16 protein-coding genes are annotated in these 21,063 nt (G+C 39.9%); 15 read left to right on the top strand and 1 reads right to left on the bottom strand.

The window, feature by feature from the left end:
* Positions 1 to 240: 240 nt before the first annotated feature.
* Positions 241 to 1,281 (top strand): BF3164 family lipoprotein, encoded by a 1,041-nt coding sequence (locus HMPREF1534_RS08680; RefSeq protein WP_005940727.1) that lies wholly within the window; start codon positions 241 to 243, stop codon positions 1,279 to 1,281.
* 333 nt (positions 1,282 to 1,614) lie between these two features.
* Here HMPREF1534_RS08680 and HMPREF1534_RS19505 read toward each other — a convergent pair whose 3' ends face one another.
* Entirely contained in the window at positions 1,615 to 2,733 is a 1,119-nt protein-coding gene (locus HMPREF1534_RS19505) for a winged helix-turn-helix domain-containing protein (protein WP_005940725.1), read from the bottom strand.
* Between the two features lie 220 nt (positions 2,734 to 2,953).
* On the opposite strand from HMPREF1534_RS19505, the gene HMPREF1534_RS08685 reads away from it, so the two are divergent.
* The 14 genes from HMPREF1534_RS08685 to HMPREF1534_RS08745 all read left to right on the top strand — a co-directional run bounded on the left by HMPREF1534_RS08685 (position 2,954) and on the right by HMPREF1534_RS08745 (position 20,826).
* Positions 2,954 to 3,178 (top strand): NVEALA domain-containing protein, encoded by a 225-nt coding sequence (locus HMPREF1534_RS08685; protein WP_005940723.1) that lies wholly within the window; start codon positions 2,954 to 2,956, stop codon positions 3,176 to 3,178.
* Between the two features lie 3 nt (positions 3,179 to 3,181).
* Positions 3,182 to 4,045: a DUF1573 domain-containing protein gene (locus HMPREF1534_RS08690; RefSeq protein ID WP_005940721.1), complete on the top strand. Its 864-nt coding sequence runs from the start codon at positions 3,182 to 3,184 to the stop codon at positions 4,043 to 4,045.
* A gap of 74 nt (positions 4,046 to 4,119) precedes the next feature.
* A complete protein-coding gene (locus HMPREF1534_RS08695) occupies positions 4,120 to 4,515 on the top strand; it encodes a DUF1573 domain-containing protein (RefSeq protein WP_005940719.1) in 396 nt (131 codons plus the stop codon).
* A gap of 6 nt (positions 4,516 to 4,521) precedes the next feature.
* Positions 4,522 to 5,535: a radical SAM protein gene (locus HMPREF1534_RS08700; protein WP_005940716.1), complete on the top strand. Its 1,014-nt coding sequence runs from the start codon at positions 4,522 to 4,524 to the stop codon at positions 5,533 to 5,535.
* 34 nt (positions 5,536 to 5,569) lie between these two features.
* A complete protein-coding gene (locus HMPREF1534_RS20845; RefSeq protein ID WP_005940713.1) occupies positions 5,570 to 5,812 on the top strand; it encodes a hypothetical protein in 243 nt (80 codons plus the stop codon).
* A gap of 56 nt (positions 5,813 to 5,868) precedes the next feature.
* A complete protein-coding gene (locus HMPREF1534_RS08705) occupies positions 5,869 to 7,023 on the top strand; it encodes a DUF4221 family protein (protein ID WP_005940711.1) in 1,155 nt (384 codons plus the stop codon).
* Positions 7,020 to 7,481, top strand: coding sequence for a hypothetical protein (locus tag HMPREF1534_RS08710; RefSeq protein ID WP_005940709.1), 462 nt, complete (start codon positions 7,020 to 7,022; stop codon positions 7,479 to 7,481). The genes HMPREF1534_RS08705 and HMPREF1534_RS08710 overlap by 4 nt, the downstream gene beginning before the upstream one ends.
* Before the next feature lie 146 nt (positions 7,482 to 7,627).
* Complete coding sequence (locus HMPREF1534_RS08715; protein WP_018452599.1) at positions 7,628 to 9,526, top strand: transglutaminase domain-containing protein; 1,899 nt, start codon at positions 7,628 to 7,630, stop codon at positions 9,524 to 9,526.
* Entirely contained in the window at positions 9,520 to 10,404 is an 885-nt protein-coding gene (gene lepB / locus HMPREF1534_RS08720) for a signal peptidase I (protein ID WP_005940704.1), read from the top strand. The genes HMPREF1534_RS08715 and lepB overlap by 7 nt, the downstream gene beginning before the upstream one ends.
* Complete coding sequence (locus HMPREF1534_RS08725) at positions 10,401 to 11,861, top strand: O-antigen ligase family protein (RefSeq protein WP_018452598.1); 1,461 nt, start codon at positions 10,401 to 10,403, stop codon at positions 11,859 to 11,861. The genes lepB and HMPREF1534_RS08725 overlap by 4 nt, the downstream gene beginning before the upstream one ends.
* A gap of 126 nt (positions 11,862 to 11,987) precedes the next feature.
* Entirely contained in the window at positions 11,988 to 13,055 is a 1,068-nt protein-coding gene (locus HMPREF1534_RS08730; protein ID WP_018452597.1) for an efflux RND transporter periplasmic adaptor subunit, read from the top strand.
* Positions 13,056 to 13,101: 46 nt separating this feature from the next.
* Complete coding sequence (locus HMPREF1534_RS08735) at positions 13,102 to 16,182, top strand: efflux RND transporter permease subunit (protein WP_005940698.1); 3,081 nt, start codon at positions 13,102 to 13,104, stop codon at positions 16,180 to 16,182.
* The gene (locus HMPREF1534_RS08740) at positions 16,169 to 17,653 is read left to right on the top strand and encodes a TolC family protein (protein WP_025066934.1); all 1,485 of its coding nucleotides are present in this window, start codon (positions 16,169 to 16,171) and stop codon (positions 17,651 to 17,653) included. Before HMPREF1534_RS08735 ends, HMPREF1534_RS08740 begins: the two co-directional genes overlap by 14 nt.
* Positions 17,650 to 20,826 (top strand): efflux RND transporter permease subunit, encoded by a 3,177-nt coding sequence (locus HMPREF1534_RS08745; RefSeq protein ID WP_005940693.1) that lies wholly within the window; start codon positions 17,650 to 17,652, stop codon positions 20,824 to 20,826. Before HMPREF1534_RS08740 ends, HMPREF1534_RS08745 begins: the two co-directional genes overlap by 4 nt.
* Positions 20,827 to 21,063: the final 237 nt, after the last annotated feature.

The raw sequence follows: 21,063 nt of genomic DNA, 5'->3' as shown, positions 1-21,063 counted from the left end.
AGCTCCTGAGCGGAAGAGTGCTACGTCCTACTGTAACAGGACGTACGTCCCATTGCAGTAGGACGTACGTTCCATTGCAGCAGGATATACGTCCCATTGCAGTAGGATATACGTCCCATTGCAGTAGGACGTAATAAACAAACTTACAGAAAGGCTTGATCTAAAGGACGAAAAGGCTTAGAATACCAAAGTCGTTGTCTTTGATATTGTACAGGGATGATAAAATTAAAAAATAAAGAAATGAAGAATGTGGTTATATTGTTGTTCGCTCTAGTGTTAATAACTTCATGTGGCGGACAAAAGAAACAGGAAGAAAAGGAAGTCCGGAATGTTCAGTTAAAGGGAGAAGAGATGCCTGTTGATACAGCCCTGTTCCGATATGCATACCGAATTAGGGTACAAGGAGATAAAGCCGTAGTCTTTGACCTTCATAATGTGGATTATTATTATCATGCTTTCACATATCCCGGCTTTAAGTATATTTCATCTTTCGGTAAACGGGGTGAGGGTCCTGAGGAGATGATTTCGGCTGAAAATATTCGTTGGGGAGGAGATAATACAGCATGGGTGTTGGATGGCTCAAAGAATCGTTTGTTTCGATATGGCGGCATTGCACCGGGACAAGAACCGAAACTGGAGGAAAACATTTCGTTGGACAAGGCGTTCATGCGTCCTTTAGACTTTGATTTATCGGGTGCGGATTCCTTTGTTATTCCCGATTATTCGGGAGAAAACCGCTTTAGTTGGGCAGACATGTCGGGGAACTTATTGCATAAGTCCGACTGTATACCAATAACTGACGAGAAACAATTGAAAGAAAGCGCACCTGCTGTGGCACAAGGCTGGCGTAGCTTTATTTCGTTTAGCCCGGATAAGAAACTTTTGGTGACAGTAACTCAATTGGGAGATGTGCTTGATATTTATAATATGGAGAACGGCCGACACATCAACTATAAGGGAGAAGATGGTGAACCGGAGTTTCATGTCACTTCAGAAGGATATGGCATTCCGGCCGGACGGATGTGTTATTATGATGTTCAAGTGACAGAGCATTATATTTATGCCATTTATGATGGACGCAAGTTTAGTGATATCATGAAGGAAAAGGAATATAAGCAGGGTGCAAAACAGCTTCGGGTGTTTGACTTTGATGGAAAGCTGCGTAAGGAATACATGCTGGACCGTCCGGTTACGGGTATCTATGTAGACGAAGCCGGCCATTGTTTATGGGCAACGGATGTAAATACGGATACTCAGATAGTGAAGTATATATTTGATTAGCTATGGTTGGGTTGCTTTGGAGTCGATGGGTTTTAAGAACAGTTTAAAACCCTTGCCTCTTACTGTCGCAATGTCGTAAGGAGAATTTCTTAAAGCTTCACGGATGTGCTTGATGTGTGGTAAGCATCCGATAAAATACACATTGTATTTTCATAAAATAGAAAACTCGATATCAACTTTAGTCAAAAGGAGGTTGACTCCTTGAGTTATATACCATTGGAAACCGGCCACCGTTTCTTCGCTTGGTATTATTTCAAAGCAAAGAAGCCGGATGCTTATATAAAGTCGATGGCTACCCATCGTTTAAATAAGATGTTTGTATGGGAACACACGCTACAAACATTTGAAGCAGTTTCTAAGCCTATTCAAAATTTTCTCAACAATAATCTTATAATGGTCAACTTGACCAACGGAACCGTTTTTACATAGATTGGAATTGACAACCAATTGATAGCCGGCACCTCTTATTCTTTTTATTTTATATTGCGGATAATCTTGTAATACTTTCCTTAACCTATTAATACTTGAGTCAACTCTTCTATCCAAATTCATTTCGCCCAATGTCTCGTACTCATTTGTCCACAGTCCTTTTTTTATTTCGTCCCTAGAAACAAAATGTTCAGTTCCTTTCTGAAAAAGCAGTAACAGTTGAAAAGCTTGCTTGGAAATATCCAACTCTTTTGAGCCCATATATGCTTTTGTCTTATTCGTATCCAAAATTATATCTTCCAATCGAATATTCCCTTCTGCCGCTTCTCCTTCACTCTCCGACGCTTTAACTTCGGCAGCAATAAAATTATCTTTTGCATTAAATTTCTTGTTCTTATAGTAGGTATATATGAGTATTAATAAGGCCCCTAATCCTAATACACAAACTACATAGAATATAATCAATAGGGGTATATATTTTATTATTGTCCAAATATTGTAATTCACCCATGCCTGCACACTGACAGTTTCTCTTGCATCCAGAAATTGTATCGTTGTGCAATATGCCGTTCGGGGAGAAAGAGAATCATTATTACTATACTGGGTCTGTCCCTTATATCGATAAATAATTCCCATTGAATCCGTTATGCCATTCTTTTTCATCTTTTCATTAAAGATAGCCATAAACGTATCCGGATTTATAGGAGAGTACTCCGCCAAGAGGTATTGGGTCACTAATTGATTAGCCCTATGTTCATCTATACTATCTTTAAAAGAAAAAGTCTCTATTCCTTTTTCTGTCTCTATTTGATAATTTTTAATCTTCCTTCCTCCTGGTCGAGAATAGATTGATTTCGTATTGCTTCTGACATGATAATCCTCTATTATAGTTTCTTGCAAAACGCGTTCAGCCAACATGTGGATATCCTCTTCTGCAGACGGAACTAAAAAATAGAAAATGCCAATTATTCCAATCACGATTAGAATAATTAATCCAATTGTACTTTTGAATCTTGCAGCCATACTTTTTTCTGCAAAGATAACAAAAATAAAAATATGGATAAAAACATAATAAAAAAGAGATGATTGTAGATGTAATATATCTATTCATAGCATCGGTGAGGTTTCCATAAGGTTTCGGCAAGATAAATATAAGGCTTTCGTAAGGTAAATGTGAGGTATTCTATGCTTTAAATTTAAAAATAAAAACCTAATTTTACCTCTAACTAATAAGATAGAAAGTATGAAAAAGAAAATGATTTTTTCATTTATTGTTGTAGCAACAGTAATGAGTTTTATAGGTTCTTCCTATTCTAATAATAATACTAATGATTTACTATTAGATAATATAGAAGCATTGGCAAATGGAGAACAGGAAAATGGTATAAAATGCATAGGAGAAGGAACAGTAGATTGCCCTATTGGTATCAAAGTAGAAGCAGTAATCAGATTTTATGGTTTAGAATAGCACATGAAACACATTTATTTACTGTTTTTTCTCTGTTTACTATGTTCTTGCAAGGAATCAGCGAAAGAGAAAATCGCTCGTTTGGTGAGGGAATGGGATGGGAAAGAGATTTCCTTTCCTTCCCATTCAGTTTTCACCATTCAAGGGAAAGACACGGTTGATTTTTCTTTCGCAGATGCTGAGTATAAGATAATTACTTATATAGACTCTGTAGGTTGCACCAGTTGCAAGTTGCAATTACCTCGTTGGAAGGAATTCATGCACGAAGTAGATTCATTGGCTCAGGGGAAAGTGCCCTTTGTGTTCTATTTCCACCCCAAGGATGTAAAAGAGTTGCGTTACATTACCCGGAGGGATGCCTTCACTTATCCGGTTTGTTTCGATGAAAAGGACGATTTTAATGCATTAAACCGTTTTCCCGGTGAAATGACATTTCAATCTTTTTTATTAAACCGGGAAAATAAAGTGATAGCGATAGGCAACCCGGTTCATAACCCGAAGGTGAAAGAGCTCTATCTGCAGAGATTGACCAATGGCAAAATGCCTTCTTCGTCAGTTGCCATGACAGACGTTTCCGTCAATACGGCCAATATGGATTTCGGGACTTTCCCACAATCGGAAAAGCAGGAATACAAGTTTGTATTGACCAATGAAGGCAACAATCTGCTGGTCATTCAGGATGTCACTACATCTTGCGGCTGCACCAAGGTGAGTTACAGCAAGGAACCTGTCCGTCCCGGCGCGCCATTGGAACTGACAGTGACGTATGAGGCAGAAGAAAAAGGTCATTTCAATAAGATGATAACCGTGTATTGCAACACAAAGGCATCCCCGCTTCGGTTAATGATAGCAGGAAATGCAAAATAAATAATGATAAGGTATATATTCAATATTACGGTCTAATTAGCTAAATCTAAAAAGCAAACTATTAACACATTGTTATGAAGCAACTATTATATGTCATATTAATGCTAATCATTCATGCATGCGTTCCCCAAAATAAGACAAATGGCTTGAAGGATAGAAGAACCTATGTTGATTATTTAGACTCTATAATTCAAATAGAAGAAATGCATCTAGGGGCTTCCAAAGATACTTTTATTAACCTGAAAAATGCAGGAAATGAACCTTTGATAATTTATAACATCGAATCGTCTTGCGGTTGTACTGTTGCTTCATGGGAGAAGCAACCAATAAGCCCTAATAAAGAAACGAAAATAAGGCTAAAAATAAGACGTTTTGAAATAGGATATTTTAATAAAAATATAAAGATAACTTGTAATTCAAAGCAGTCTCCTATTTTATTTAGAATACAAGGTACAGTAATTAAAAAATAATTCGCTATGAGATTAATTAAAAATATAATCAAGTCATTTGACGACTTCAAAATATTAAAAGAGAAGTTACAAACCGTGAATCAAAATAATGGTTTAATTAATTCTATACGTATATATTTAACAGAATCATGTAATGCAAACTGCAATCATTGTTTTAATAAAGGAATTAGAGAAGATAGACATATGGATACAGCTAAGGCTGAAATGTTATTTAATTACTTTGCAAGCAATGGCATTAAAAATCTAAAGATAATGGGAGGTGAACCAACAGTTCATCCTGATTTTCTAACATTATATAATTTATCTCAGCAAAAATTCGATTCTGTAGCACTATTTACCAATGGTTTGAATGCAGAAATAACTAAAATAACTCCAAGAAATACAGATGCGATAATATATAATTTCTTGTTTATCAACAGACAGTTTGATTCTAATAAGTATCTTCCTTCATCAAATTTCGCTAGAATCTTTGAAATCGTTATTGATGGAAATACAGATATACAAAAACTAAAAAATGAGATACAACATACGCAACAAGAATTATCAAAAAAAAGAATACAACAGTACTATTTTCAAATTACTTTAAATTGTATTGAGCAAATTTTCATAAAGAAAGAAGATATTAATCGAAAATTTAGGGAAATTATCTCTTTTATATTGAGTAAATACCCTAACCATCTATCATTTGATCATACAATTCCCTTATGCTTTTGGGAAGAAGAATCTATTAATTTAATGAACAAATACAATTTAAGTTATTACAAAGCTACATGCCGAGGCACTGATTTTGGATTAGTTGATTCAAAATTCAATTTATTGCATTGCAATCAATTTCAAGAGGTAATTACTCCTATATTCATAAACGATAAAACTATATCATTTATAAGGCTAAATAATTTATTAAAGATAGCAAATCTGAACAAAAAAATATTCAATTTAAAGAATAAATGTATAGATTGTCAGTTCTTTGATACTTATTGTACCGGAGGTTGCCTTGCACACAAGCGCACAAGTCAATAATTATTGATATATTATTAATTAAAAAACAAGAACGATGAAAAAAAGAAGTTTATTTTTCAAAGTGCCAGCTGCACTAGCTTTCGCTTATGTTTGTATAACAAATATACAGACAGTGTTAGCGAACAAAGGATGTCTGTCTATAACCGATTTGGAGTCTATGACTTCTGCCAATGCCGCGTGTGAAAACATACCGAGCAAGAACAATGGTGATTGTGTTGAAAATGATGGAGTTACAAGATGCGATCAATCTACTTTTTGGCATGATTGTTATCGTTAATCATTAGTGTTTAAATTAGAGAGCGGTATTGCCGCTCTCTTTCTAAATTAAAAAAAATGAGAAATATTATTTGTTACATTATTATTATTACCTTGTCTGCATGCAACAGTGTTGTGGAAAACATCAACACAAATAAGGAATTTCATGAAACCTACAAACTAACACTTATAGATAGTATTAGCTTCCCATTAGATGCGGAATCTCAACCCTTAAATGAGTGTATGCAAATATACCACAAACCTCATTCCGACTCTATCCTTTTCACATTTTATAATGAATACAATAATTCTATTTATCTATATAATTATCATAAACCAGAAAATTATCAAATTATTCATTTAGAAAAAGAAGGACCCAATGGAGTTTATCCATATGCATCAGGATATCATATTAAAACTTTAGATTCTATTTATTTTTATTCTATGTATGTGGATAAAATATTTCTCCTTAACAGAGATGGCAATATAAAAGAAACATATGATTTACTAGCAAATGTTCCATCTGATATTTATCGTCCAACAATGAGGCTGGGAACAGGAAGACCTCTTTATTTAATTAATGATAAATTATATATATCAGGATATATTCATGGAGAATTTATCCGAGAAGATAGCATAAAATTACCTTTATCAATTATCTATGATATGAAAACAAAAAGTTCTAATCTAAAACTTGGTTATCCAGAGTCTTACAGACGAGGCAATTGGGGTGAAGTTTATTATAGAGAACTGTTTTGGTGTTATAACGATTCTATCAAAAGATTTATACTGAGTTTTCCTAATGACCATAACATATACTTAACAGATTTAAATAAAACAGAATCTAAACCTGGAGGAAGTAAATATGCGGATGTCATAAAATCCATAGACCACCCTAGTGCCTTCCCGATGCCAAAAGAAAAACGTATTTTACACTATTTGGAATCTTACTTTTACTCTACAATTGTATATGACAAATATCGTAATGTGTATTATAGATTTGTTAAACATCCATGGATTAATCCCCAAATCAAAAGAAAACCATGGGAAAAACCCTTGTCCATTATTATTTTTGATAAAAATATGAATAGAATAGGAGAAACATTAGTTGATTTCAAATACAGATTATCATCAAATGCTTTTCTTGTAACAGAAGAAGGACTATTACTTAGAGAACATAATGATAATGAAGATGAAATTAAATTTGGCATTTTTAAACTAAAAAAGATATGAAAAGGAATCTAATAATTTTGTTGGTTATTCCCATTTTGTTAATATCATGCGGTAGTGATAATTATAAAGATTTTATGCAGAATACATTATCTGAGAACTTTAAAAATACTATGTGCTCATTTAAAGCAATTGTAATTATACCCAATCAGGGATGTGCTGGATGTATAAGTGAAAGCGAAGGTTTTCTAAAAATGTACTATTCAGAATTAGATTCTGTTAAATTCATTTTAACTAAAATAGTTTCAAAAAAAATTTTGAAACAAAAAATAGGAGATAGCATCTTTTATAGTCCAAATGTATTCATTGATTCTTTGAATAAATTCACTCCTCCCTTTTTTTATGAGAAGTTTATTTATCCTTCTATTATTCATTTAAATCAGGGATTAATAACTCATATTGAATTTCAGGCTCCAGATCTTGTTGGACTAAATAATTTAATAGAAGAAAATACTAAATAAGATATAAATGTAGTATGCAAAAATAGCTATAACTTACTCCAAAACTCACATCGTACTTTTCTAATCAAACAATAGTATGATTAGATAATCTTCAATAATTAGTTTTAAATATGTTACATTTTAATATAAAAATATATTTCTATTTAATGATATTGTTGAGCATTTATTCGTGCTGCCGGGAAAAGGATTTAAAGTATTCCCTGAATGCCGCAGGCAAGAACCGAATAGAGCTGGAGAAAGTACTGGAACATTATAAAGATAGTGGTCCTAAATATGATGCTGCATGTTTTCTCATAAAGAATATGCCGGGATATTATTCGTATGCAAAAAGTTCCGGTCTGGACAGTTTGAGAAAAATACAATCCGTCATATTCCATAAAAAACATTTTCCTCGTGATTTGCAAGACAAATGGAGTAAGTTCTCCTACAAGAGCACGCCCAAGGTGTATGACTGCCACGTTATAAAGGCTGAGTATTTAATTGAAAATATAGACTTGGCCTTTGCTGCCTGGCAGAAGAGACCGTGGCGGCACTCTCTTTCATTTGACGAGTTCTGTGAATGGATATTGCCTTATCGCATAGGGGACGAGCCGTTGGAAAACTGGCGAAAGGTTTTTTATCAAAAATATTCGGCTGTACTTGATTCTTTATATAAAGGCAATGATATGATGGTAGCAGCAGACTCGTTAATCAGGTTTGTAAAACGAGAAAGCGGCTATGTATATTCTGATGAATTAAGCCTGCCTCATCTGGGAGCCCTGTTTTTGCAAAAGAACTGTGTCGGATATTGTCGGGAGAGTTGTGACTTGTCTGTATATGTCCTCCGTTCGGTAGGCATACCTGTTGCCACGGATTTCATTATAAGTGCTCCCGAAGCCCAAGGCGGCCATTCCTGGAATGTCATAAAGGATGGGACCGGAATAATCCCTTTTGAATATGATGAGGGAAAGGTTACTCAAGGATATGATGACAAACGTTTAAAAGGCAAAATATACAGACAATGTTTTGGCAAGCAGAAAAAGGATATAACGGGAATAATGGACAAGCCGGAGGTACCCGCTGTCTTAAAGTCTCCCTACATAAAGGATGTCACCGGTGAATATTTTGGCGAAAACAGTGTGGAAGTAGAAATAGATGAGACTGAATGTGGACAATATGCCTATTTGGGAGTCTTTTCTTTTCCGGGCTGGAAGGCTATAGATATGGCGTTACACCAAAATGGTAAAGCCAATATGAAAAATATAGAGCCTGGTGTCATTTATGTACCTTTGGCTTCTAATCATAATGGAAGTCTGTTTCATACAATAGGATTTCCTTTTTGGCTGACAGATAAAGGATTAAAATATTTCCAGCCTGAGAAAGAAGTAGAAACCGTTGAATTATTCCGAAAATATCCGCTACGAAAATGGACGCGTTTCCATATCAGTGAAATCATAGGAAGCCACTTGGATGTTTCAAATTCTTTGGATTTTCGACAGAGTGAGTTACTCTATATGGTTGCTGACACACCGAGAGTGAATTATAATCAAGTGATATGCCATCCTCAAAAAAAATACAGGTATGTGCGATATCAAGCAGCTGCAGATAAACCTGCACGCATTGCAGAGCTAATGTTATTTCGTTCAGAAGAGGACACGGTAAATCTGCCTTTTAAGATTATAAACGGAAGTGAGCCGTGTAAAGGAAATGAGAAAGAAGTAAAAGAGAATATTTGTGACGGAAACTATCTGACCTATTTCCTTTCAGATGAAAAAGGAGGCTATGTAACTTTAGACCTCGGCAAAGATGAATGGATAAAAAAGATAGTTTATGTGCCACGCAATGATGAGAATTTTATCAGTATGGGACATGAATATGAACTGTTCTACCAAAACGGACCTGACGGCTGGGTGTCTTTAGGCAGGAAAACGGCAACGGAACCCCGGTTGGTTTACAACAATGTTCCCAAAAACGCGCTGCTTTGGCTGCATAACCTATCTGCCGGCAAGGAGGAACAGGTGTTCTATATGCAAAACGGGCAACAAATATTCTTAAACAAATGGTAGGAAAGGTGAAAAGGCTGAAAAAAATAACGGACTGCTTGCTGTCGGTCGCTTTCTATATATGCATATTGATAATAGGATGGCTGGTATTACAAACAACCTGTTTCACGACTTTTACCATCCCGTCTGATTCAATGGCTCCCACCCTGCAGGCAGGCGACCGCATATTGGTGAACAAATGGATAATGGGAGCCCGCATCTTCAATATCTGGGATGCATTGGAAGACAAGGAGGTGAAGATTCACCGGCTGCCGGGAGTCGGAAAGGTTAAGCGCAATGATGTGCTGGTCTTCAATTTCCCTTATCCTGCCAAGCAAGACTCCCTGGCGATGGATGTCATGCTGTATTATGTAAAACGCTGTATCGCCCTGCCGGGAGATACGCTGGAAATAAGGAACGGATTCTATCGGATACGTGGGACAGAGGAAGAATTGGGAAATATAGCCGCCCAAAGACGCATCTCCGGCCTGACGGAAAACAATTTACGGGGAGTGGTCATGGAGAGTTTTCCGTGGAGCAAACGGTTGGGATGGACGATAAAGGAATTCGGTCCCCTGCCTGTCCCGGCAGAAGGGCAGGTGGTATCATTGGATAGCACCTCAATATTATTTTATCAACATATCATAAGGTACGAACAAAAAAAGAAACTTTCATTGAGGGATAAACTTGTTTACTTGGGCGACAGCCTGATAAGGGAATACCGGTTTAGGGAGAACTATTACTTCGTATCGGGCGACAACATGGAAAACTCCCGCGATTCGCGGTATTGGGGACTGCTGCCCGAAAGCTACATAGTGGGAAAGGCAACAAGAATATGGAAATCGGAAGATCCCGCCGACGGACATATCCGTTGGGACAGGGTGTGGAAAGGAATAAAATGAAACATATAAATAAAATAATGGCAAGTGGGATTTGTCTATTTATCACCTGGCTCTTCATCCTTGCCGGTGCGGTAGAAGCGGTATGGGGGCTTGCACAGGTATATGGCTTTACCGCCTCCAACCACTCGCTCTATGCCCTTACCGGCTCTTTCTACAATCCGGGGCCTTACTCCGGTTTCCTTGCCATGACGCTTCCGGTCTGTCTGTATGAATGGCTGAAGCGCAGGAAGGAAAAGAAAACGACGGCCTATTATGTAGCCTTATCCGTGCTGTTACTCCTTATTTGTGTGTTGCCGGCCGGAATGAGCCGCTCGGCATGGATGGCCGGGGCGGTCTCGTCGGCATACATCGCATATATGCATTACCGGAAGGAGATTCACGCCTACATCCGTTGTCACCCGAGACGGACGAAAGCGGGAACAATTCTGCTGATATTGCTCGCAGGAGGGATACTTGCCGGTGTTTACCTGATGAAGAAGGACTCGGCAGACGGAAGGCTGCTGATGTGGAAGGTGTCCGTGCACGCCATAGCCGGACAACCGTGGCGCGGATACGGATGGGACGGCGTCCCCGGTGCCTATGGGCAGGCGCAGGAAGATTATTTCTCGGCGGGCAACTACACGGAAACCGAGGAACGGGTGGCGGGGTCACCCGAATATGTGTTCAATGAATATCTTCAGGTGGCGATGGCATGGGGAGTTCCCGTGCTCCTGATGGCGTTGCTGGTGGTGGGCGGAAGCGGTTATGCCGGGCACAGGCAGAAGGAGTACGGGCTGTGCGGTGCACTGCTGTCTTTGGCCGTGTTCTCCTTTTCTTCCTATCCGTTCCAGTTCCTTCTGTTTGTCGTTGCCCTGGCATTGCTGGTAACAGGGTGCGCAATAAAGACCCTTTCCTCCCGACGCCCATTGGTTTGCATGGCGGGAACCGTGTTCTTATTGTTGTCGGCGGGCTATGGGTGTTACCAGGTGTATCGGTGGAAGGAGGTGCGTGAGACGGCTTCGTCGGCATGGCACCGGAAACAGATGTTTTACCGTTCGGGGGCTTATGAACAGGCGGCGGAAGTCTATGCGGAGATATACGAAGACATGAAATGGAATGCCCGCTATCTGTTTGAATACGGTCATGCCCTGCACAAACTGCACAGAAATGAGGAATCGAATGTGGTTATGAAGGAGGCGTTGAAGGTGAGCGGCGACCCGATGATACTGAACATAATAGGCAAGAACGAGCAGGAGGCGGGTAATTATGCAGAGGCGGAATATTGGCTGATTCGTTCCACCCATCGGCTGCCGGGCAGAATCTATCCTTATTTTCTGTTGGCAAAGCTATATGCGGAACCGGGGTTTTATCAACGGCAAAAACTGGAACAGGCCGCAAGGATGGTAATGGAGAAAGAGCCGAAGGTGCAATCCACGGCCATCAGGCAAATGAGGGAGGAAATAAAGAAATTACTTTGATATTCCTATTTGTACTGAATTGTATAAATGCCTAAAAAAGAAAATTTAACAAAAAAAGAAGAGGGAAAATGAGTTTTATTCAAATATAATATTTTTATTTGTCTTTTAAACAAGAATAACATGACTATGAAATTACACATATTGGCTTATGGGCTGGTGCTGGCCACTACAGTGGCAGCTTGTTCTGATGAAAAAAAAGATTCTAAGGAAAAAGAAGGTGTGGAAACTGTATTGCCCTCATTGCCCAATGAGGTGACGGTGGTGCCGCTGGAAAAACGAGTATTCAATCATGAACTGATCAGTAATGGGAAGGTTACGGCAAAGGATTATGCCGACTTGTATTTTCGCACTGCAGAAGTAGTGGCCCATGTTTGGGTGAAAAATGGAGATGTGGTGCGTAAAGGGCAGAAAATAGCAGAACTTGATTTGTTTAAGTTGAATAATACGTTGGCACAGCAGAAAAATGGATTGGCCCAGTCCACACTGGAGATGCAGGATGTATTGATAGGACAGGGGTATGCACCCGATAATTTGAAAGCTGTGCCGGCCGATGTATTGGAATTGGCAAAAGTAAAAAGTGGTTATGAGCAAAGTAAAGCCCAATATGAGTCTGCCAAATATGATGTGGAACAAGCTACACTGGTGGCACCTTTCGATGGTGTTGTTGCCAATCTCTTCGAAAAAGAACATAACATTCCAAAAACGTCAGAAGCTTTTTGCCGGGTAATTAACGCCGGTACGATGGAAGTTGATTTTACTGTGCTTGAAAGTGAGTTGCCTCTGATTAAGGTAGGGGATAAAGTGGAAGTGACTCCTTATGCTTCCGCTGCCGGTGTACGTCAGGGAAGTATCAGTGAAATCAATCCGCTGGTGGATGAAAATGGTATGGTGCGTGTAAAGGCGCGGGTGAATGGAGGCAATAAACTCTTTGACGGGATGAATGTCAGAGTCAGTGTGAAGCGTTCGGTAGGAGAGCAGTTGGTGATTCCTAAAACGGCTGTTGTTCTGCGTTCGGGCAAGCAGGTGGTATTTACGCTGAAAGACGGTAAGGCTATGTGGAATTATGTGCATACAGGGCTGGAAAATATGGAAGAGTATACCATCACAGACGGTCTGGAGGAAGGAATGGAAGTGATAGTCACCGGTAATGTAAATTTGGCTCATGAAGCTCCTGTCAAGGTAATTAAGAATTGAGAATTGTCATTCTGAATGAATTGAAGAATCTGAAAAGAATTAGCAAATGGTAAAGTTCTTATTACAACGCCCTATAGCCGTGCTGATGGCGTTCACTGCCTGTTTTATTATCGGGCTGGTGACGTATTTCTCATTGCCGGTGTCTTTGTTGCCTGACATCGCTATTCCCCAAATTACCATTCAGGTGTCGGGAGAAAACTCTTCGGCGCGTGAGTTGGAGAATACAGTCGTTACACCGGTGCGCAGACAATTATTGCAGGTGGCGGGATTGAGAGAAATAAAAAGTGAGACTCGTGACGGTGCAGGTGTTATCCGCATGGAGTTCGAGTTTGGTGTCAATACGGATTTGGCGTTTATAGAGGTCAATGAAAAGATTGATGCTGCCATGAACAGCCTGCCCAAAGAGGTGGCGCGTCCTAAAGCAATAAAGGCAAGTGCAACGGATATTCCGGTTTTCTATCTGAACATGACACTGAAGAATGACCGGCCTTATGAGGGCACGAATGAGCAACAGTTTCTGGATATGTGCGAACTGGCGGAAAATGTGGTCAAACGCCGCATCGAACAGTTGCCTGAGGTAGCGATGGCTGATATTACCGGTGTCCCCGGAAAATTACTTCAGATAGTTCCCGATAAAGATAAACTGGCCATGACGGGTATCACGGTGGAGGATATCGAGAATGCATTGGCTTCCAATAATGTGGAGCCGGGAAGTATGTTGGTAAGGGATGGGTATTATGAATATAATATCCGTATTGCTACGTTGCTCCGTACCACCGAAGATGTGAAGAATATATATATCCGTAAGGGAGACCGTATTTTGCAATTGAAGGAACTTTGCAAAGTGGATGTCGTATCACAAAAAGAAAGCGGGCTATCCGTTGCCGGAGGTAAAAAAGCGGTTACTCTGGCTATCATAAAGCAGAGTGACGAGAATATGGATGAAATGAAGGAGAAGTTGAAAGAAACGACCGATTATTTTGCTTCTCTTTATCCTGATATTGAGTTCAGTATAAGCCGTAACCAGACGGAATTGTTGGATTATACCATTTCCAATTTGCAACAGAATTTGTCTTTAGGATTCTTGTTTATTTTCATTGTTGCCATATTGTTCTTGGGAGATATCCGCTCGCCGTTGGTTATCGGTATCAGTATGGTGACCTCTATTGTCATTACTTTTTTCTTTTTCTATTTCTGCCATGTTTCATTGAATGTTATCTCATTGTCGGGCTTGATTTTGGCTGTGGGTATGATGATTGACAGCTCTATCATTGTGACGGAGAATATTTCTCAATATCGGGAACGGGGATATTCATTGAAGCGGTCATGTGCTGTGGGAACTACGGAAATGATTACTCCGATGTTGAGTTCGTCACTGACTACCATTGCTGTCTTCCTGCCGTTGATATTTATGAGCGGGATTGCAGGTGCTATCTTTATGGACCAGGCTTTTTCCATCACAGTGGGATTGATGATTTCGTATGTCACCGGTATTATGCTTTTACCTGTGCTTTATCTGTTATTCTATAGATTAGGCATACGGAGCAAAAGCTTCTTGTCCAAGAGATTTGATAATCTGTTGAAAAACGAATGGCTGGAGGGTTTTTATGATAAAGGTATCGATTGGGTGTTTTCTCATAAGAAAATTAGTCTGTTGGGCACTTTGGCCACTTTGCCTGTTTGTGTGTTCTTCTTTTATTTTATGGAAAAGGAAAGGATGCCGGAGATAGACCAGAACGAACTGATAATGCGTATCGAATGGAATGAAAATATTCACGTGGACGAGAATAATCGGCGGGTGGATGAGCTGATGAAACTGACAGATGATAAGGTGACTGAACATACGGCTTATGTGGGTATGCAGGATTACATATTGAATGGAGGAAGTGAGTTGTCTTCAACCGAAGCGGAACTTTATTTTAAGACCGGGACACCCACAGAGATACTTCCATTGCAGGATTTGTTGACGAAGGAAGTAGAAGAGAAATATCCTTTGGCTGTGATATCTTTTTCTCCTCCCGAAACTATTTTTGAGAAGTTGTTTGTGACAGGGGAGGCAGATATCGTGGCAGAGCTTCATGCTGCCAATAAATCAAAAGCTCCCGAAGCCGAGCAATTACAGCAGTTGGAAAAGAACGTTATTCAGGCAACGGGAATGACTCCGACGGGTATTGCTTTCCGTAATCAGTTGAATTTGGTGGTGAACCGGGAAAAGTTGCTGTTGTATAACATTGCTTACGAGGAACTGACCAGGGTGTTGCGCACTGCTTTTAAAGAAAACAAAGTGTCTACCTTGCGTTCTTACCAGCAATATTTGCCTATCGGCATTGCCGGAGAAGAAAAAAGCGTGAACCGTATTCTGAATGAAACTTTGGTTCAAACTCAGCCTGATAAGAACAGACAGGTGAATTATATTCCGCTGAGTGAGCTGGTATCGATTGTTCCGGCTGAGGATTTGAAGAGTATTACGGCCGGTAAGAACGGAGAGTATATTCCGTTGAGTTTTTATGATGTTGAAAACCCTACACGACTTATGAAGGAAGTGAAGGAAACGGTTAAAGAAAAGAATGAGTGGGAAGTGGATTTCTCAGGCAGTTTCTTTTCGAATGAAAAGATGATGGGAGAACTGACTGTTATTCTGTTTGTGTCGCTCTTGTTGATGTACTTTATCTTGTGTGCACAGTTCGAGAGTTTCTTGCAGCCGTTCATCGTGCTGTTGGAGATACCGGTAGATACAGCTTTTGCATTGATTACCTTATGGGTGTTTGGACATACGCTGAATTTGATGTCGGCTATCGGTATTATTGTAACTTGCGGTATTGTGGTGAATGACTCTATTCTGAAACTGGATACTATTAACGAGTTGCGTAAAACCGGAATACCTTTGGTTGAGGCTATCCATATTGCCGGTAAGAGACGTTTGAGAGCTATTATCATGACGTCGTTGACTACTATTTTTGCAATGGTGCCATTGTTGTTTACTTCGGATATGGGATCGGAATTGCAAAAGCCATTGTCTATTGCCATGATTGGCTCGATGGTAGTGGGAACATTGGTCAGTTTGTTCATTATTCCTTTGATATATTGGTTTATTTATAGAAAACATGATAAAAATGAAGTACGTTAGTATATGGATCATAGGCTGTCTTTTATCGGTTGGCGTAAAGGCACAGCAGACGGTGAAATTGGATTTGCAGCATACGATAGAGATTGCGAATGACAGTTCGTTGTCGGCATTCAGATATCAAAATATGTATTTATCGGGTTATTGGGAATTCAGAACCTATAAAGCAAATCGCCTTCCCAGTTTGACACTCGACCTGACTCCGGCAAAGTATTACCGGTATATCACTCAGCGTTATGACTCTAATGAGGATATGGACGTATATCGTGAACAGCAGATGTTCAGTGCCGGTGGCGGACTGAGCATCAGGCAGAATCTGGATTGGACAGGCGGTACTTTCTATATAGATTCGCAACTTGACTTTATGCGCAACTTCGGTGATACGAAATCTACCCAATATTCCAGTGTGCCTATCCGGGTGGGCTATCAGCAGAGCTTGTTGGGGTATAATGCATTTCGTTGGGACCGTAAGATTGAACCGCTGAAATATGAAAAGGTAAAGAAACAATTCATTTATAATACGGAGACCGTGTCAGAGGAGGCTGTCACTTACTTCTTTGCATTGGCAATGGCTCAAGCCGACTATCAATTGGCTAAAGAGAATGTGTCTTCCAGTGATACCTTGTATAGTATCGGACTGCAACGCCATAAAATAGCAGCCATTTCACGTGCGGATTTATTGACCCTTGAATTGGATAAAGTGAATGCGCATAACACTTTGGAAAATGCACAGATAGCGCTGAAACGTGCTATGTTCTCATTGGCTTCTTTTCTAAATCTGGATAAGAATACGACTATCGAATTGTCTTTACCCGGTCGCCCCGCCGCCATGGAGATTCCGGTAGATGTGGCTCTGGCTAAAGCAAAAGAGAACAATCCGTCTTTCTTGGAGCAACGCCAGAATATTTTGGAAGCAGAACAGAATGTGAATAAGACCAAGGTGGAATCTCGTTTTAATGCCAGCCTGAATGCCAGTGTCGGATTCAATCAGGTAGCAGATAAGTTCGGAGATGCCTACCGCCACCCTTTGCAACAGGATTTGGTGTCGGTGAGTGTTTCTATTCCATTGGTGGACTGGGGAGTAAGAAAAGGAAAATACAATATGGCAAAGAATAACCTGAATGTGGTAAAGATTGCCGCACGTCAGGAAGAGCTTAGTGTGGAAGAAGAGGTGATAATGACCGTAAGTGATTTCAATATCCAGCAGCGCCTGATTGCCAGTGCCGAAGAAGCATTGGACTTGGCGGTGATGGCGTATGAACAGACACGCCAACGATTCATTATCGGCAAAGCGGATGTAAACAGTCTGACTCTTTCATTAAATCGCCAACAAGAAGCACAGAAGAATTATATTTCGGCTTTACAGAATTATTGGTTGAATTATTATAAGATACGGAAACTGACATTGCACGACTTTGCTTCGGGATTTTCATTATCTGATAAGTTTGATTTTAATGTAGGTATGTATCGATGAGCAACTCTCGTACTTTATCTTCGTTTACGCTGATAGTCACTTTTGTCTGTTTGGCGTTGATAGGTTTGGCTTTGGTTCCGTTATTGCCGGTCAAACTGGCACCGTCGCGTGTTTTGCCGGGGCTCACTATTTCATTTAGAATGCCGGGTAATTCATCGCGGGTGATAGAGGCTGAGGTGACCAGCAAACTGGAATCGATGCTGGCAAGGGTAAACGGAATAAAAAATGTAATATCTACTTCTGATAATGGAGGAGGAAGTATAACGCTGGAACTGGATAAGCATGCGGATATTGATGCTGCCCGTTTTGAGGTGTCAACCATTATCCGCCAAACGTGGGCGCAGTTGCCTGACGGAGTCAGCTATCCTCAGATTAGTACCCGCCGTTCGGATGATAAAGCATCGAGGCCATTTATGACATATACTCTCAATGCGCCCTCTAACCCTATCTTGATTCAAAACTATGCCGAAGAGAACATAAAACCGGTGCTGGGACAATTGGCGGGTGTATATAAAGTAGAATTGAATGGGGCTACTCCGATGGAGTGGCAATTGGAATATGACAGTGAACAGTTGTCTCGCTTGGGAATAACACTGGGAGACGTGCAGGTTGCCATCAACCGCCATTACGAGAAAGAATTTCTGGGTATTTGTTCTATAGAGAAGGGGCCGGATGATAAGGACTGGATTCGGGTGGTGCGCACTGCTACAGGCAAGGAAACGGAGTTTGAGCCCGATGCCATCAAACTGGAGACAGGAGATGGAACGGTGGTCACATTGGATAAGTTGATAAAAGTAAAGCATGTGGAAGAACAGCCACAGAGCTATTACCGCATCAACGGACTGAATTCCATCTATCTTTATATTACGGCTGAGGAAACGGCAAATCAGCTGGAACTGAGCCGTCAGGTAAAAGACCGTATGGCGGAATTGCAGGCAAAGATGCCGGCCGGATATGAGGTACATATCGGTTATGATGCCACGGAGTATATTCAAAAGGAATTGGATAAAATTTATTTCCGTACCGGACTGACTGTGCTGATTTTATTGCTGTTTGTTGCATTGATTACCCGCAATTTGCGTTATCTGTTTCTGATAGTAACCAGCTTGACTATCAACATAGCCGTAGCTGCTATTTTCTATTATATCTTCGGACTGGAAATGCAGCTTTATTCTTTGGCCGGTATTACCATTTCTCTCAACTTGGTGATAGACAATACTATTGTCATGACCGATCATATTTTGCATCGTAGGAATCTGAAAGCATTTGTCTCTGTGCTGGCTGCTACTTTAACTACCATCGGAGCATTGGTTATTATTTTCTTCCTTGATGAAAAGATTCGGTTGAACTTGCAGGATTTTGCGGCTGTGGTAATTATAAATCTGGCTGTTTCATTGTTTGTAGCCTTGTTCTTTGTTCCTTCCATGATTGACAAGATTAAGTTGGAGAAGAAAAAGACGAAGAAGCACAGACGCACTTGGATGAAGCGTTTTGCGGTTTATTTTACTCGCTTCTATCAGGGATTTATTTATTACTTGTGCCGCTTTAGGGTGCCGGCCTGTATTTTATTGGTATTGGGCTTTGGCCTGCCTGTCTTTATGTTGCCCGATAAGATGGAAGGGGAGGGGACATTTGCGGAATATTATAATAAGGTATTCGGCAACTCCACTTATAAAGAGAAAGTAAAACCGATAGTCGACAAGGCATTGGGAGGCAGTTTGCGTCTGTTTGTCGAGAAAGTATACGAAGGCAGTTACTTTAATCGTGACGAGGGAGAAGTGGTATTGTATGTAAATGCCAATCTGCCTAACGGAAGTACATTGGAGCAAATGAATGCATTGGTCAAGAAGATGGAAACTTACTTGAGCGATTTTAAGGAAATCAGGCAGTTCCAGACAGCTATATATAGCGCACGGCAGGCAAACTTACAGATTTACTTTACGAAAGAAGTGGAACACAGTGGCTTCCCTTATACATTGAAGTCTAATATTATCAGTAAAGCTTTGACGCTGGGAGGAGGAAGCTGGGGAGTATATGGTTTGCAAGACCAGGGCTTCAACAATGATGTGCGCGAGAGTGCCGGAAGTTTCCGGGTGAAGATGTATGGTTATAATTATGATGAGTTGGCTTATTGGGGAGACCGTTTGAAAGAGAAACTTTTGGAGCATCGTCGAATAAAAGAGGTTATTATCAATTCTGAATTCTCATGGTGGAAGGATGATTACAGCGAATTCTACCTTGACTTAAACAGGGAAAGGATGGCCAAGGAGAATATTACGGCTACACAGTTATTCAATGCTTTGGGACCTGTGTTCGGGCGTGATATTTATTGCGGAAGTGTTTTGTTTGAAAATCAGGCTGAATGGCTGAAGCTGTCTTCCATGCAAGGGCAGCAATATGATGTGTGGGGGCTGGTAAATGTTCCTTTGATGATAAACGGACACTCTTATAAATTAGCTGATTTTGCAACGGTAGAGAAAGGACAGTCTCCGCAGAAGGTGGCAAAAGAAAATCAGCAGTATCGTTTGTGTCTGCAATATGAGTATATAGGTTCTTCCGAGCAGGGAAGAAAGTTGTTGAAGAAGGATTTGGAAGCCTTTAATAAGATATTGCCGATGGGATATACGGCAGAGGATGAGCAGGAACGGTGGTCATGGGGGAAGAAGGACAATGCACAATATGCATTGCTCTTGATTGTGATTGCAATCATTTTCTTTACCACCGGCATTTTGTTTAATTCGCTCAAACAACCGTTGGCTATTATTTTTGTGATTCCTATTTCGTATATTGGTGTGTTCTTGACTTTCTATCTTTTTGGCTTAAACTTCGACCAGGGTGGTTTTGCATCTTTCGTATTGTTATGCGGTATAACGGTGAATGCAAGTATTTATATATTGAATGAGTATAACTCCATCCGCAAACGTTATCCGCTGCTTTCGGATGTGCAAGCGTATACTAAAGCATGGAATTCAAAGATTATTCCTATTTTCCTGACTGTTGTGTCTACTATTTTGGGATTTATTCCTTTCATGATAGGTCAGGGAAAAGAGGCCTTTTGGTTTCCGTTAGCAGCCGGAACGATTGGAGGATTGATTGCTTCTATATTGGGCATTTTCATGTTTTTGCCTATATTCTCTTTGAAGAAACAGAAAAAAAGAATGAAGTCTGAATAAAATGAAGAAATAAAAATAATATTGTATGGTTGTTGCAATTCATTACTTATTGTAGAATAAGAGACGTAATGCCTTCTTCTTATATTTAGTGTTAATAAATTTTACCCATTTCAAACACATACGTCTGCACGGAACTATACATACGTTCGCATGGGGCTACACATACGTATGTGTAGGGCTATACATACGTATGCATGGAGTTATGCATACGTCCGTGTGGCACAACGAATCGGAAAG

The organism is Phocaeicola massiliensis B84634 = Timone 84634 = DSM 17679 = JCM 13223 (genome assembly GCF_000382445.1).
Lineage (GTDB): Bacteria > Bacteroidota > Bacteroidia > Bacteroidales > Bacteroidaceae > Phocaeicola > Phocaeicola massiliensis.
This window is presented reverse-complemented; position numbering and strand designations above follow the sequence as displayed.